A 13,721-nucleotide genomic window follows, 5' to 3' on the forward strand; every position below is an offset into this window, starting at 1 on the left:
GAGAAGTCCTGTAGAGCTGATCTTTAAATGGTGCCCGGGGGCGGAATCGAACCACCGACACGAGGATTTTCAATCCACTGCTCTACCCCTGAGCTACCCGGGCACGGGAACGACATTCGTCGTTGGGTGGAGGCGTTCTATGACTTGCCACCGGCAGTGTCCAGAGGCTTTTTCACATTTTTTCAGTGCGGTCGTTTCGGCATAAGGTCTTGGGCTTCAGCGTCCGCTTCAAGGTCGTCTTCGCGCTGCGAAGGGACCGCGTAAGAGCCGTTCAGCCACTTGGCCAGATCAATGTCCGCGCAGCGTTTTGAGCAGAACGGGCGGAACTTCTGCACTGTGTCTTCTCCGCAGATCGGGCAGCTCATTTCAGGATCTCCGCCAGCGGCAAACGGCTGCGTTTGCGTTGCAGTTCGAAATGTCCCAGCGGTGTCCAGCCTGCCAGAATCGTCTCGTCCGGATCCGACTTGAAAGCAGCTCGTAGAGCGGATTCAAAACCACGCCGGTCTTTCTTGGGCATCGGTGCCAGATCCAAAGTGATCTGTCCTGCCAATCCACGCACGCGCAGGGCGCGGGGTAACAACTTGGCGCAGGCAAAGTTGGCTTTGGTTCCAGCCGCCAAGGACGTGTCCGCGCCGGTATTCACATCCACTGCAACCAATGCACGCGTGGGTTCGATATAAAGGTATCCGCCACCCGGCAAAGGTTCACAAACACCGCGCGCCATATCCAGTGCATCCAGCACACCGTGAGTTTCGAAGCCTCCGGCCTGCGTGACAACCTCGGCCGGGTCCGTCCAGTCCCGCCAGGCCAGGACATGAGGGCTGTCACCTTCGCTCAGAATCTCTGGCTCGGTGCCGGTGTCGGTCATCACCTGATCCGCTTGCGCCAACATGGCCGAGATGTCTTCGGCAATGTCACCCGCATCCGCGCCCACGCAGCAGGAGCGAAGGATCAGACCATAACCACTGTCGCCCATCTGTTCGTGTGCAATTTCCAGCAACTGGTCACGGGTATCTTCATCCCGGATGCTGCGCGAAATGTTCAGACCCGGCGCTTCGGGCGTGACAATCGCATAACGGCTTTTGAACAGTATCCGGTTGCTCACCGGAATGGCCTTGCCCGGTTCGGCATAGCCACTCACCTGCACCAGAAGCATGGCACCGGGGGCCAACCCTTTGACTTGTCGCAAGAAGGCAGGCCCGTCCGGAGTTGTCAGGAACATGCCCCCCTGCCCTTTGACCGGACGGTCGGCGCGGGCGCGGTAAATCGTGCCGGGGGTCGGCGCGTCGGAGGCAATCAGGAAGTCATCAAGCTTGCCGTCAACCATAAGGGCGGCGGCTTCACGGTCCACAATGTGGTCCAGAACGATGGTGCGGCCCTTCATGATGCCTCGCGATACAGTGGATAGCCGATACCCTGTAGCAGGGCGGCGGTTTCGGACAGGGGCAGTCCGACAATGCCGGTGAACGAGCCCGAAATCCAGGGAATGAACGCGCCTGCAGGGCCTTGAATGGCATAACCACCTGCTTTGCCCTGCCAATCCCCTGTCGCCAGATAGGCGTTGATTTCGACATCCGACAGACGTTTGACCTTCACCTGCGAAACGACGTCACGCTGCAATATTCGATCCCCGCGCCGTACAGCAACCGAGGTGATGACCCGGTGACGGCGACCGGACAAGGTATGCAGAAATTCGGCGGCCTGGCCTGCATCCTCGGGCTTACCCAGAATGCGCCGTCCCAAAGCGACGGTGGTGTCTGCGCACAGCGTGAAATCATCACTATCCGCTTGTACCGCCTGCACTTTTTCGCGTGTGATACGGCTGCAATAAGGAACCGGAAGCTCCCCTTTCAGCGGCGTTTCGTCGATGTCCGGGGGGCGGATGGCGTCGGGCTGCACACCAAGCTGGGCCAGCAGGTCCAGCCGTCTCGGGCTGCCCGATCCTAGGATAAACGCCATTGCGGCAGGCGTTACTTGAAGCGGTAGTTGATCCGACCTTTGGTCAGATCATACGGGGTCATTTCGACCTGAACTTTGTCGCCGGCCAGAACACGGATGCGGTTCTTGCGCATCTTGCCTGCCGTATGTGCGATGATCTCATGGCCGTTTTCCAGCTCGACCCGAAACGTCGCATTAGGCAGGAGTTCCTTCACGACACCGGGAAATTCGAGCGTATCTTCCTTGGCCATGTTGTCTCCATCATTACGTTGCACCCGCAGAATCTGCGGGGATGTGCGCCTAAATGAGCCTATTTTGCCCTTATTTCAAGGGCGGAATCACCTAAAGGCTGGATATTGTGACCGATTCGACTCGGGGGGCTTGTTCCTGCCAATGAGCGCGGTTCAGCACATGGCCGTCCGTACGGACTTGTGAAATTGCATCCAAATCCACCTCGGCATAGGTCCAGCCGGGTTGGTTCAGCACGCCTTCCGCCAGCACTCCTGTGGCCGGAAAACCCTTGTCCGGCGGGCCGAATACACCGCCCGTACCGGTGTTTTTATCCACGGCCTCGGACCAGTCGTTGTTCCCGACCAGCGACGCCATCACTGTAACGCATTGATTTTCCAATGCTCTTGACATCGCGCCGATGCGGACACGCCAGTAACCGGAAAGGGCTTCGGTGCAGGACGGAACAAGGATCAGATCCGCCTCGCTCAGGGCGCGGCCCAGCAAAGGGAACTCGCTGTCATAGCAGATGAGCACCCCGATCTTACCCAGCGCGGTGTTGAACAGCTTCAGCGGACCACCGGGGGCAATGTCCCAATCTTCACGCTCGAACCGGGTCATGATCTGTTTGTCCTGATGGTCGCAAGCGCCATCTGGAGCATAGAACGCGGCGCGGTTCACTGGACGACCGTGGCCATCCATAACCGGGGCGGAAGCGCCCAGAATGTATGTGTTGTATGACTTCGCAAGGCGGCTGTGCAGGGTTTGCACATCCCCCATTCGATCGGACACTGAATGGATTGACCGTTCCAGATCGCCTGCCACCTCGACCCCATCCAGAGTAGAAAGCTCCATCGCGCCGTATTCGGGAAAAACCAGAAGTTCGGCCCCCTGCCCTGCGGCGTCGGCAACCCAGCGGTCCAATTTATCTTCATATTGCGCCCAACTGTCGAGCCAGCTGAGGTCATAGGCGGCAGTAGCGATTTTCATGATTTGGCATCTGCTAAGACTCGGTTGCCGCGACACTAGAAGAGGACGGCGCGGCATGTACAGGGCATTTGTCTCCGCACCGCCCATCTGACCCGCACCCTGACACTGTGGAGGTTTCGCAAGAAGCTGGTCCAACGGTTGCACGATAACTCTCAAAAAACCGACTTGCTATCATAAATGTAATAACATTACATTTTCGGCAATTTTCGGCGGGAGAAGGCAGAAAACCGTCTGCCCCGAATCGGGCTTAAAACACAGGAGCGCACCCCATGACTGACACCCGACTTCCGGTCACAGTACTGTCCGGCTTTCTGGGCGCGGGCAAGACAACCCTCTTGAACCGCTTACTGAACAATCGCGATGGCCGACGGGTGGCCGTGATTGTTAACGATATGTCCGAAGTGAATATCGACGCCGATCTTGTTCGCGCCGATACCGAGCTTTCCCGCACAGACGAGACATTGGTCGAAATGTCGAATGGCTGCATCTGCTGCACGCTGCGCGACGATCTGCTGGACGAGGTGCGCAGGCTGGCATCCGAAGGGCGGTTTGATTACCTTTTGATCGAATCCACCGGAATCTCCGAACCTCTGCCCGTAGCGGCCACTTTTGGCTTCCGCGATGAGCTTGGCGAAAGCCTCTCGGATGTTTCACGCCTGGACACGATGGTGACGGTTGTGGACGCGGTCAATCTGCTCAATGACTTCTCAAGCCATGATTTCCTGCGCGACCGGGGCGAGACCATGGGGGAAGAAGATGAACGCACATTGGTACATTTGCTGACCGATCAGATCGAATTTGCCGACGTGGTCATTTTGAACAAGGTTTCTGACGCCGGACCGGATCGTGTGGATGCTGCGCGCAAGATCATCCGCAGTTTGAACGCGGATGCTAAGATTATTGAAACCAACCACTCAGATGTTGCCGCAGACGAAATTCTGGATACCGGGCTGTTCGACTTCGAAAAGGCGCATGAGCACCCGATGTGGGCTAAAGAACTTTATGGCTTTGCCGATCACGTGCCGGAAACCGAAGAATATGGCGTCACCAGCTATGTCTACCGGGCGCGGCAGCCCTTTATCCCTGAAAAGATCCTTGAGATCCTGAATGGCGATCTGCCCGGTGTGATCCGGGCCAAGGGCCATTTCTGGATCGCCACGCGCCCGGATTGGGTGGCTGAGTTTTCACTGGCAGGCGCGTTGTCGTCCGTGCAGCCACTGGGAACGTGGTGGGCAACCGTGCCCGAAGACCGCCGCCCTGATCACGAAAGCGCACGCGCTTACATGCAGGCCCATTGGCAAGAACCCTGGGGCGACCGTCGGCAAGAGATCGTGTTCATCGGCAGCGGTATCGACTGGCCTAAACTGAAAGCCCGATTGGATACCGCACTGCTGCCCGCTGTCGCTGCAAGCCGTCTTGAAGATCTACCCAATCTGGCAGACCCCTTCCCGATCTGGCGGCGTGCCGAGGCTGCGGCATGAGCATTGTTCAGAACATCGCCCAAGACGCAGCTGTGGGGATCGAGATTTGCTCCACACCGGACAGTCTTTCAGCCATTCACAAGCCCGGCTGCGCTGCGGCCGTATGGAACAGACAACCATTGCAGGGTTTTCAATCGTGGTTAAATGGGCTTGAACCTGAACAGCTGCCCAAGACCCGCGTGATCCTGCGCCCCGAGGTGGTGCGCGAGGCTGTTTCAGAAGTATGCGACGCGCGCGGTACCCCACCGGGCGCAGAGCGCGACCGGCTGGTGGATGACATTGCAGCGCTGTCCGATATCTTTGCCGGTTTGATGAACGCGAAATGGCTGCGGCTGCGGCTGGACGTTGTGACAACCAATGCATGTCGCCGGTTCCACATCGATGCCGTGACCGCGCGCCTCGTCTGCACCTATAAGGGAACGGGAACGCAATATGGGGTCTCGGCAGATGGCGCCGACCCTTCGCGCGTTTTCACAACCCCAACCTGCGCACCAATTCTGTTACGTGGCACGCTCTGGCCCGCACAACCAGACCCCGGCTTTCTGCATCGCTCGCCTCCGATTGAAGGCACGGGCGAAACGCGGTTGGTGCTGGTTCTGGATCCGGTCCTTGACCCAGACAGTGAATTTGACCCGATCCTGAGGCACTGACAACCAAATGCCCGGGCATGCTCTGCCCGGGACCTGCTCTCAGTCCTGCTCCGACGGGAACGTGAATTGGCATCTGCGGTCTGACGTGTTTGAATGTGCGAAGGAGGCCCGTGATGAAAAAACAGGAAGAATTCGAGAAGTTCTACTTCGCCAAGGTTGGGATGGGCGAAGCCTGTGGGTGCGCCGAGCGTGTCATTGACGTCTATGAGTTCAACCGCAAAGGCGGTCAGCAATCCAAGAAGGCCGTGAAACAAGACAAGCGCAAACGCCTGTCGCTGCGGGCCTGGGCCGTGAAATACGGTTTCTTAAGCCGCAGGCGCGCACCGTAGATAGTGTCTATAGATCCCTAATCCAGAACTGTAGCGGCTTGAGCGTCTCGCCGTCTTCCCCAATGTCTTTCCAGGAAAACTGCGCAATGACGCCGGGTAGAGGCGTGTAACCACGTGCGCGCCAGAAGGTGTCGAGCGGGTGGTATTGTTCAGGTTTCATCGGGTGGTCGTCCGGGCGTCGCACCCCGCAGAATGCGGCTTTGGAAAACCCAAGGCGGCGGGCATGGGCCTCACGTTCGTCAAAGAATTTATGGCCGACACCCTGCCCGCGATACTCCGATAACAGCACCGACTCTGCGCAATAGAAGATGTCGCCCAACTCAAGGCCTGTGCCTTCAAACGCGGCGGCGAAATCTTCGGCGTGATCTGTCAGGGGGGCACCGGTTGACGCGCCGATCAGGCGGTCGCCGTCAAAAGCACCGACCACGATGGCCTGATCACTGTCACGATAGGACTGCAGGTATTTCCGCTCATACTCGAGGTCGCCATCATAAAGGTAAGGCCAGTCGTGAAAGACCTTGATCCGCAGACGGGCGACATTGTCCAAAGCGGCTTCAAGCGCCGCTCCGGTCAGGGGGCGGACAGAGCTGACCTCAGCCATTCGAGACCTGTTTGGTCCAGTCCGCCAGATTGTAAAAAGTGGTGACGCGGGTGATTTTGCCGTCTTTCAGATCAAAGAACGATCCGGCAGGCAAACGATAGGTCTGGCCATGCGCGTCGGGCAGGCCCTCGTCGGTTTGCAGGTAGGTGCCATTCACGATGAACTCTGCCGCAGCGCGTGTGCCACCTTGGGCGTCGAACACGACGATATCGGTCAGGTTTTCTTTGTAGCAGCGATTCATATGGGCGCAGAAGGCCGCAAACTTTTCCTTGCCCACACGGATTTGGCCCTCGTTCACGTGATGGGCCACGTCGTCGGACAAGCAGGCCAACATGCCATCAACATCACCGGCGTTGAATGCCTCGAAATAGGTTTGAACGGTCTGGTTCATCGGTCACTCCGTTGGTTCGCCCCAGCGGTCTTTCAGATGCTTGATGATCTGATCGCGGGTCTGTCGGTAGTGGTGTAGCTTGGTTTCGCGCGTCTCACCCATCCCGGTAGGGTCCATTATTGGCCAATAATCGACATCCAGATGAAAAATCCGGGTCAGTTCCAGCGCTTTGCGCTGACTGGCAGGTGACAGGGCGACAATCAGGTCGAACGAACTGAGGTCATCGCCCCACTCTTCCATCTCGTCGAAGGATCGGGTGCGGTGGCGGGACAGCTCGACCCCGATTTCGTGACAGACCGAGATGCAAAAGCCGTCAATGTCCAGATCGTTATGAACTCCGGCAGATTGCACATAAGTGCCGGTGCCGTAAAATTTCTTCATGATGCCTTCGGCCATCGGGGACCGAACCGAGTTGTGGTCGCAACAGAACAGGATCGACTGCGGCAGAGGCGTCACCCGTTAGCCTCCGAAATGCAACACGCAGATCAGCGTGAAGAGGCGGCGGGCAGTGTCGGTGTCTACGTCGGCCTTGCCCTCTAACCTTTCCTGCAAGACGCGGCTGCCTTCGTTGTGGATGCCGCGTCGGGCCATGTCGATGGTTTCGATCTGGCTGGGCGGCAGCGATTTCACCGCGTCGAAATAGCTTTCGCAGATCTGGAAATAGTCTTTGACCACCTGCCGAAAGGGGCCGAGCGACAGATGAAATTCCGCCGCTTTCTGCTCTTCCTCTGTTGCAACGTCAAAGACCAGCCGCTTGTCGCGGATCGACAACTGCAAGTGATAGGGCCCGTCGGGCACAACGCGGTCATCGCGTTTGGGCAGAGAGAAACTGTTCTCTTCCAGCAAATCATAGATGGCAACCTTGCGCTCCTGCTCGATCTCCGGCGTTGGCGGAGGCAGGTTTCGGTCATCCAGTTCGATATGCGAGATGCGGGTCATCTTTACAGCTACTATCCTTGTGTCAGCACAGACCTATAACAACGAAATTCGCGTAGCAACGCACAGAAACGCCACATAGGCCAGGTCTTTGCGTCAATTCAACCATTCAGACGGTTCAGCCGGGCTGTAACCGACAGGCCATGTGCCTCAAGGCTTTCTGACTTGGCCAGTTGTTCGGCGGCGGGGCCGATGGCGCGCAGCGCTTCGGGGGTCATCTGGCTGAGCGTCGTACGCTTGAGAAAATCCATCACACTGAGACCCGACGAGAACCGAGCAGACCGGGCAGTCGGCAGCACGTGGTTGGGGCCGCCGATATAGTCGCCGATGGCTTCGGGCGTATATTGACCCAGAAAGATCGCCCCGGCGTGGATGGTTTTTTCGCTCAGCGCCACCGGCTCTGCGACGCAAAGCTCAAGATGCTCAGGCGCAATGCGGTTGGACAGTGCCGCCGCCTCATCCAGATCGCGCACGGTGATGATTGCGCCAAAGTCACGCCAACTGGCCCCAGCGATGGCACGACGTTGCAGAGTTTCGAGGCGTTTTTCGACTGCCTCAGCCACGCGGCGCCCGAACTTAGCGTCATCGGTGATCAGGATGGATTGCGCGCTTTCGTCATGTTCGGCCTGGCTGAGCAAATCCAGCGCAATCCAATCAGGTTCGTTGTCTTTGTCGGCTATCACCAGAATTTCCGAAGGGCCCGCGATCATGTCGATACCAACCTTGCCAAACACACGCCGTTTGGCAGCTGCGACAAAGGCATTTCCCGGGCCGGTGATTTTGTCGACCGGCGCGATGGTATCGGTGCCATAGGCGAGCGCGGCAACAGCCTGCGCTCCGCCGATGCGGTAAATCTCATCCACGCCCGCCAATTGCGCCGCCAGCAGCACCAGCGGGTTCACTTGTCCATCCGGTGTAGGCACCACAATGGCCAGCCGCTCCACGCCCGCCACTTTAGCCGGAATGGCGTTCATCAACACCGACGACGGATAGGAGGCCAGACCACCTGGCACGTACAACCCTGCCGCAGAGACCGCAGACCAACGCCAGCCCAGCGTGGCCCCGGAGTCATCCGTCCAGCTGTGATCAGAAGGCATCTGCTTTTCGTGGTAAGATCGGATGCGGGCTGCAGCCAGTTCCAGCGCCGCACGATCTTCCGCCCCGACCTCAGCCACCGCGTCTGAGATTTCCTGCGCACTGAAAGCTAAGGTTTCCGGCGTCAGATCCAGACGGTCAAATTTCGCCGTCAGTTCAATGACCGCCGCGTCACCCTGGTTGCGAACATCATGGATGATCTGCGCCACCACCGCATCCACATCCGGGCTGTCTTCGCGCTTGGCTGACAGCAGCGTTTGGAAAGCACCCTCAAAATCGGGCGATGTGGTGTCGAGGAAAACGGGCATGATCAGGCACTCCGGGCGTTGCGCCATGGGACATATCGTTGCGAGGGTCGGGTCTCAACCCTCAGTCGCCGGGGTGCAGCGATTTGCGCATCGGAAATTGCGGGATGCCCTTCCAGTCGCCCTGCCTCTCCTCAGGTTTCCAACCTTGTTTCAGATAGAAATCTCGCGCGGTCCGGGTGGCATCAAGATGCGCCTCGGTGCAACCACACGCAGCCAATTGCTGCTCCAACTTTCTGAGCAGCGCGGCCCCGACCCCGTTATCTACATGATCCGGGTCAACGTAGAGCAAGGTGATCTTACCGGTCTCGAACAATCCCCCAACAGCCGCCACCTGCCCTGCGCGCTCGGCCAACCAAATCTGCGATCCTGGTTTGAACCAACCCCGGATGGTTTCTGGATCTTTGTTTGCGGTCCACTGTTTTAGATGGTCAGGATCGTTATTGTGATCAGCCACGCAGAGTTGCTTGATCGACCGGATCAGCACGCGACTGATGTCAAACACGTCGAACACGGTGGCCGGACGCAGCGCGACGCTTTCTGGCGGCTTGAAGAACGCCTGAGAAATGCCTCGCTTGTTCTGCATCTATTCGGGATGATGCGGGGCGTGGCCCGATGGGGCCTGATACGGGCGCGTGACATCCTTGAGGGTCACATCGACGGCTTCGACCTTCAGACGGATCACTCCGTCGCCCGCCAAAGTCAGCAAGATATGACCCGCGCCATCCTCACCCGCTTCGAAATCGACTGACAGAAGGGACATGATCATGTCTTTGTCACTGCGATCGATGCCCTGGCTGGCAACAGAGAGAACCGAATCAAAGACCAGCACGGATTGCACCCGCTCGAACGGGCGGTCGCGTCGGGTGGCCGCGTCCTTATCTTCCCAGCGAAAGCGGTTCAGCAGCAGACCAAAACGGCGCTGCGACGGCTGCCATTTCATCTCGGTCACCGGGAAAACCGCGTCCTGCGCCAAGGTCGAGATGACCTGAAGGTCGTCGCCGTCCTCGGCACCAAGGTTCAGTGGGGCCTCGCGCCCGTCTTCAAAACTTGCGTCTGTCATTCGCCCTTGATCCGTTCGATTTTTGCACCCACGCCTTCCAGCTTGCGCACCACATGCTCATATCCGCGGTCCAGATGATAGACCCGGCTGACCGTTGTTTCACCCTCTGCCGCAAGCCCCGCCAGAATCAGCGAGACTGAGGCGCGCAGGTCCGTCGCCATCACCGGCGCACCTTTCAGGCTTTCAACACCGGTGACTGTGGCCGTACCGCCATGCACCTCGATATTCGCGCCCATCCGCACCAGTTCCGGCGCGTGCATGAAACGGTTTTCGAAGATGCGTTCTTCCAGCACCGAGGTTCCTTCGGCAGTGCACATCAGCGCCATCATCTGCGCCTGAAGGTCCGTCGGGAAGCCCGGAAACGGCTCTGTCACTACATCCACGGCCTGAACGCGGCCATTCTTGCGCGCCACTTTCAGCCCCTTTTCGGTTTCCGCTACTTTGATTCCTGCTGCGTCCAGTTTCTCGGCGAAGGATTCGACCAGCGACATGCGCCCGCCCAGTAATTCAACATCGCCGCCGCAAATCGCGGGTGCCAGCATATAGGTGCCCAATTCGATCCGGTCCGTAACGACCTGATGCGTGGCACCATGCAAGCGCTCGACACCCTGGATTTCAATGGTCGATGTCCCCTCGCCCGAAATCTGGGCCCCCATCTTGCGCAGACATTCGACCAGATCGACGATCTCAGGCTCGCGCGCGGCATTCTTCAGAACAGTAGTTCCCTTGGCCAGCGTCGCTGCCATGACGATGTTTTCAGTTGCACCAACGGAAGCAAAGCGCATCTCATGCACTGCGCCTTTCAGCCCACCCCGCGCCTTGGCGTGCAGATACCCGTCTTTCAGCTCGATCTCGGCGCCCAGCGCCTCAAGCCCTTCGACATGCAGATCCATCGGACGCGCGCCAATCGCGCAACCACCGGGCAGCGAGACAACTGCCTGCCCAAACCGCGCCAGTAACGGGCCCAGCACCAGGTTCGACGCGCGCATCTTGCGCACGATGTCATAGTCAGCTGTCTGACTGGTCAGGTCATGGCTCGACATCGCGATCACCTGCCCGTCCTGCAGCGAAGACACTTCGGCCCCCAGCGATTGCAGCAGGGCGGTCATGGTTTTGATGTCGCTGAGCCGTGGCGCATTGGTCAGCGTCAGCGGTTCTTCGCTCAGCAAAGTTGCGGGCATCAGCGTCAAGCAAGCGTTCTTGGCCCCCGCGATCGGGATTTGCCCGTTCAGCGGGCCGTTGCCCGTTACAAGAATCGAATCCATCTGCTCTTATCCCTCGTCCTTTTCGGCCTTGTCCCCAGAGGCTGCCCGCGCCTTGGCTTGCGCCTTGCGCCGCGCCATATTCGCCTTCAGCGCCGCCTTCAAACGCTCTTCCCGCGCGTCCCCGGATTTGCCTTGTTTTTTTGGTGAATTTTTATCTGTCATTATCTTTCTCTACAGGAGGCGAAAAAAACCGTCCAGACACCCTTGCGCCGCGTTTCGTTTGAGTCTAATCACCCGCCCACAGCGCTGCTGTAGCTCAGAGGTAGAGCACTCCCTTGGTAAGGGAGAGGTCGAGAGTTCAATTCTCTCCAGCAGCACCATTCCCCGCAAAAGCAAAAAACTATACAGCGTTGGACGCCGCAAAACTCGTGTTTTCCTGCGGGCTCACGGCCTCTCGTGAGAAATCCGAAGACGGTAATTAAGGCAAAGATTAAGGAATGTGGGCACAAGAAACTCACGGATGACAAGTTCTCGTAATAGTTATGCCAATATCGCAATCTATTGCTACATCATCCTGCCGATCTGTTGACTAGTCCGGTTTTAATGAGGGGGTATCTCGGCAGGGTTAGGGGGATGCCCGCTCTGGTCCGTTTTGGACCGGTGAAATGCGGCATCCCCTGCCGTATCGGACACCAGAATTCTCCTTCAGATGTTACTCAGTCGATCTTGTTGCGCTGCGCGTGCGGTGTGACGCCAAAGCTGGACCGGTACACGCGCGAAAAGTGGCCGGGGTTTTCGAACCCGCAGGCGATGGCAATCTCGGTAACCGAGGCCTCGGTTTGCAGCAGCAGCTTCTGGGCCCGTTCCAGCCGCATTTCCATAAAGTACTTCTTGGGCGACGTATTCAGATACTTCCCGAACAACCGTTCAAGCTGCCGAGTGGAAATTCCAAGCTCTTCGGCGATGAAGGACGGCGAGACGGGGGTTTCTATACTGTCCTGCATGATGTTGATCGCCTTGGCGAGGTGCGCATTGCGCATGCCATTGCGTGATTGCAACGAAACCCGCTGTTTCGCCGTTGCATTGCGCACCGCGTTGTAAACCATCTGATCGGCCACATCGATTGCCAGCTCTTCGCCATGGTCGCGCTCGATCAGGTGAAGCATCAAGTCTGCCGTTGCCGTACCACCGGACGCGGTTATGTGCTTTTCGTCAGCCACAAACACGCTGCGAACCAGATTAACCTCGGGAAACGCTTCCATGAAAGCGTCATGGTATTCCCAGTGGATCGCGGCCTGCATACCGTCAAGAAAACCGGCCTCGGCCAACACCCAGGCACCCGAGCAAAGAGCTCCGATCGGCGTACCTCGGGCGCGTTCGCGTCGCAGGGTAGCCAGCAAAGGACGCGTGACATGCTTGCGCATATGGATACCCGACAGAACAAAAAGCTGGTCACATTTGGCCAGGCTTTCCAGTCCGGAATGCACCAGTGTGACTGACCCGTTGGAACACACCGCTTGTTCGCCCTGCTCGGACACAAAGTTCCAGCTATACAGGTCTTGCCCGCTTACAAGATTTGCAATGCGCAGCGGTTCGACCGCGCATGAGAACGCGAGGTGCGAGAACTCTTCAACCAAGACAAATGTGATGTGCCGCGTTTGTGGCATGAGCTGTACCGTTTTGAATTTGGGGCAGCGCCCAAGAGTGAGTCTATTTTGCAGGCGCTCATGCTGCACGAAATTTTTTTGTATACAAGTTGTATTTTCTTGGAATACATAACGATCACCGCGCGCGATTCGAGCGCGGAAGCGAAAGATCGGATTCAGGGAATGAAAGACGAAGCCAAATCGCGTAAAGCCGCGCTACAAGAGCATCTGAAAACATCCATCCTGACGCTGCGCCTGCAGCCAGGCACAGATCTGGACGAAGCGCATTTGTCCGACGCATTTGGTCTGTCACGCACACCGCTGCGCGAGGTCTTCAGGCAACTGGCCGGAGAAGGCTATCTAGATCTGCGAACAAACCGCAGCGCACGGGTGTCCGAGATGTCGTACACCACGCTGCGCGATTTCTTCCTTGCCGCCCCAATGGTGTACGGCGCGATCCTGCGTCTGGCGGCCGTGAACGCGCGCCCTACGCAGATAGACGCTCTTAAAGACGCACAACAGGCGTTCAAAGCGGCGCTGCGCAAGGGCTCTGGTAAAGACCGGGCGCTTGCCAACAACCGTTTTCACGATGTGACCGGCGAAATGTCCGGTAATGTCTACCTTCTGCCGTCGTTCAACCGACTGCTGATCGATCACGCTAGGATCGGTATGACATTTTATCGCCCGCAAAGCGGTGAAATGTCGGAAAACCTGTCCCTTGCCAGCCAACAGCATGACGCGATCATCGCAGCCATCGAGGCACGGGATGAAGCCGCTGCGGCGAAGCTGGCAGAAGATCACTGGAACCTGTCACGCGATCAGATTGAAATGTTCGTGATGCCTGACGCGCTGGATGTCCCAAT

The 13,721-nt window shown here is 58.0% G+C and carries 19 protein-coding genes and 2 tRNA genes; 5 read left to right on the forward strand and 16 right to left on the reverse strand.

What is annotated here, in order from left to right; translation table 11 throughout:
- Positions 1 to 28: 28 nt before the first annotated feature.
- The 6 genes from AC2FNU_RS10685 to AC2FNU_RS10710 all read right to left on the reverse strand — a co-directional run bounded on the left by AC2FNU_RS10685 (position 29) and on the right by AC2FNU_RS10710 (position 3,156).
- Positions 29 to 103 (reverse strand) — tRNA-Phe (locus AC2FNU_RS10685).
- A 79-nt stretch (positions 104 to 182) separates the two neighbouring features.
- Positions 183 to 365: a DNA gyrase inhibitor YacG gene (locus AC2FNU_RS10690; RefSeq protein WP_171091294.1), complete on the reverse strand. Its 183-nt coding sequence runs from the start codon at positions 363 to 365 to the stop codon at positions 183 to 185.
- Entirely contained in the window at positions 362 to 1,384 is a 1,023-nt protein-coding gene (locus tag AC2FNU_RS10695) for a ribonuclease E/G (protein WP_496788039.1), read from the reverse strand. Before AC2FNU_RS10695 ends, AC2FNU_RS10690 begins: the two co-directional genes overlap by 4 nt.
- Complete coding sequence (locus tag AC2FNU_RS10700; RefSeq protein WP_496788040.1) at positions 1,381 to 1,959, reverse strand: Maf family protein; 579 nt, start codon at positions 1,957 to 1,959, stop codon at positions 1,381 to 1,383. Before AC2FNU_RS10700 ends, AC2FNU_RS10695 begins: the two co-directional genes overlap by 4 nt.
- An 11-nt stretch (positions 1,960 to 1,970) precedes the next feature.
- A complete protein-coding gene (infA, locus tag AC2FNU_RS10705; protein WP_005978431.1) occupies positions 1,971 to 2,189 on the reverse strand; it encodes a translation initiation factor IF-1 in 219 nt (72 codons plus the stop codon).
- 91 nt (positions 2,190 to 2,280) lie between these two features.
- Positions 2,281 to 3,156, reverse strand: coding sequence for a carbon-nitrogen hydrolase family protein (locus AC2FNU_RS10710; RefSeq protein ID WP_496788041.1), 876 nt, complete (start codon positions 3,154 to 3,156; stop codon positions 2,281 to 2,283).
- Between the two features lie 269 nt (positions 3,157 to 3,425).
- On the opposite strand from AC2FNU_RS10710, the gene AC2FNU_RS10715 reads away from it, so the two are divergent.
- The 3 genes from AC2FNU_RS10715 (at position 3,426) to AC2FNU_RS10725 (ending at position 5,616) form a co-directional block, all read left to right on the forward strand.
- Positions 3,426 to 4,637, forward strand: a complete 1,212-nt coding sequence (locus AC2FNU_RS10715) for a GTP-binding protein (protein WP_496788042.1) — start codon at positions 3,426 to 3,428, stop codon at positions 4,635 to 4,637.
- Positions 4,634 to 5,287 (forward strand): DUF1826 domain-containing protein, encoded by a 654-nt coding sequence (locus tag AC2FNU_RS10720; RefSeq protein WP_496788043.1) that lies wholly within the window; start codon positions 4,634 to 4,636, stop codon positions 5,285 to 5,287. Before AC2FNU_RS10715 ends, AC2FNU_RS10720 begins: the two co-directional genes overlap by 4 nt.
- A gap of 113 nt (positions 5,288 to 5,400) precedes the next feature.
- Entirely contained in the window at positions 5,401 to 5,616 is a 216-nt protein-coding gene (locus AC2FNU_RS10725) for a hypothetical protein (protein ID WP_496788044.1), read from the forward strand.
- A 7-nt stretch (positions 5,617 to 5,623) separates the two neighbouring features.
- Here the strand turns inward: AC2FNU_RS10725 and AC2FNU_RS10730 are convergent, their stop codons facing one another.
- The 9 genes from AC2FNU_RS10730 to AC2FNU_RS10770 form a co-directional block, all read right to left on the reverse strand.
- On the reverse strand, positions 5,624 to 6,217 hold the full coding sequence (locus AC2FNU_RS10730; RefSeq protein ID WP_496788045.1) for a GNAT family N-acetyltransferase: 594 nt from the start codon (positions 6,215 to 6,217) through the stop codon (positions 5,624 to 5,626).
- A complete protein-coding gene (locus tag AC2FNU_RS10735; RefSeq protein WP_496788046.1) occupies positions 6,210 to 6,608 on the reverse strand; it encodes a ketosteroid isomerase-related protein in 399 nt (132 codons plus the stop codon). Before AC2FNU_RS10735 ends, AC2FNU_RS10730 begins: the two co-directional genes overlap by 8 nt.
- Before the next feature lie 3 nt (positions 6,609 to 6,611).
- On the reverse strand, positions 6,612 to 7,064 hold the full coding sequence (locus AC2FNU_RS10740; RefSeq protein WP_171091313.1) for an arsenate reductase/protein-tyrosine-phosphatase family protein: 453 nt from the start codon (positions 7,062 to 7,064) through the stop codon (positions 6,612 to 6,614).
- A gap of 3 nt (positions 7,065 to 7,067) precedes the next feature.
- Positions 7,068 to 7,547 carry a UPF0262 family protein gene (locus AC2FNU_RS10745; RefSeq protein ID WP_171091315.1) on the reverse strand — a complete coding sequence of 160 codons (480 nt, stop codon included), beginning with the start codon at positions 7,545 to 7,547 and terminating at the stop codon, positions 7,068 to 7,070.
- Between the two features lie 98 nt (positions 7,548 to 7,645).
- Positions 7,646 to 8,947: a histidinol dehydrogenase gene (hisD, locus tag AC2FNU_RS10750; RefSeq protein WP_496788053.1), complete on the reverse strand. Its 1,302-nt coding sequence runs from the start codon at positions 8,945 to 8,947 to the stop codon at positions 7,646 to 7,648.
- Between the two features lie 61 nt (positions 8,948 to 9,008).
- Positions 9,009 to 9,530, reverse strand: a complete 522-nt coding sequence (locus AC2FNU_RS10755) for a GNAT family N-acetyltransferase (RefSeq protein ID WP_496788047.1) — start codon at positions 9,528 to 9,530, stop codon at positions 9,009 to 9,011.
- Positions 9,531 to 10,007, reverse strand: coding sequence for a DUF2948 family protein (locus AC2FNU_RS10760; RefSeq protein ID WP_496788048.1), 477 nt, complete (start codon positions 10,005 to 10,007; stop codon positions 9,531 to 9,533).
- Positions 10,004 to 11,272, reverse strand: coding sequence for a UDP-N-acetylglucosamine 1-carboxyvinyltransferase (gene murA / locus AC2FNU_RS10765; RefSeq protein ID WP_496788049.1), 1,269 nt, complete (start codon positions 11,270 to 11,272; stop codon positions 10,004 to 10,006). Before murA ends, AC2FNU_RS10760 begins: the two co-directional genes overlap by 4 nt.
- 6 nt (positions 11,273 to 11,278) lie before the next feature.
- Positions 11,279 to 11,434, reverse strand: coding sequence for a hypothetical protein (locus AC2FNU_RS10770; protein WP_496788050.1), 156 nt, complete (start codon positions 11,432 to 11,434; stop codon positions 11,279 to 11,281).
- Between the two features lie 83 nt (positions 11,435 to 11,517).
- Here AC2FNU_RS10770 and AC2FNU_RS10775 point away from each other — a divergent pair.
- Positions 11,518 to 11,592, forward strand: a tRNA-Thr gene (locus AC2FNU_RS10775).
- 336 nt (positions 11,593 to 11,928) lie between these two features.
- Here AC2FNU_RS10775 and AC2FNU_RS10780 read toward each other — a convergent pair.
- A complete protein-coding gene (locus AC2FNU_RS10780; protein ID WP_496788051.1) occupies positions 11,929 to 12,879 on the reverse strand; it encodes a GlxA family transcriptional regulator in 951 nt (316 codons plus the stop codon).
- Between the two features lie 162 nt (positions 12,880 to 13,041).
- On the opposite strand from AC2FNU_RS10780, the gene AC2FNU_RS10785 reads away from it, so the two are divergent.
- The coding region (locus AC2FNU_RS10785) for a GntR family transcriptional regulator (RefSeq protein ID WP_496788052.1) at positions 13,042 to 13,721 on the forward strand (680 nt) is incomplete at its 3' end.

The organism is Ruegeria sp. BHSB064 (genome assembly GCF_059613205.1).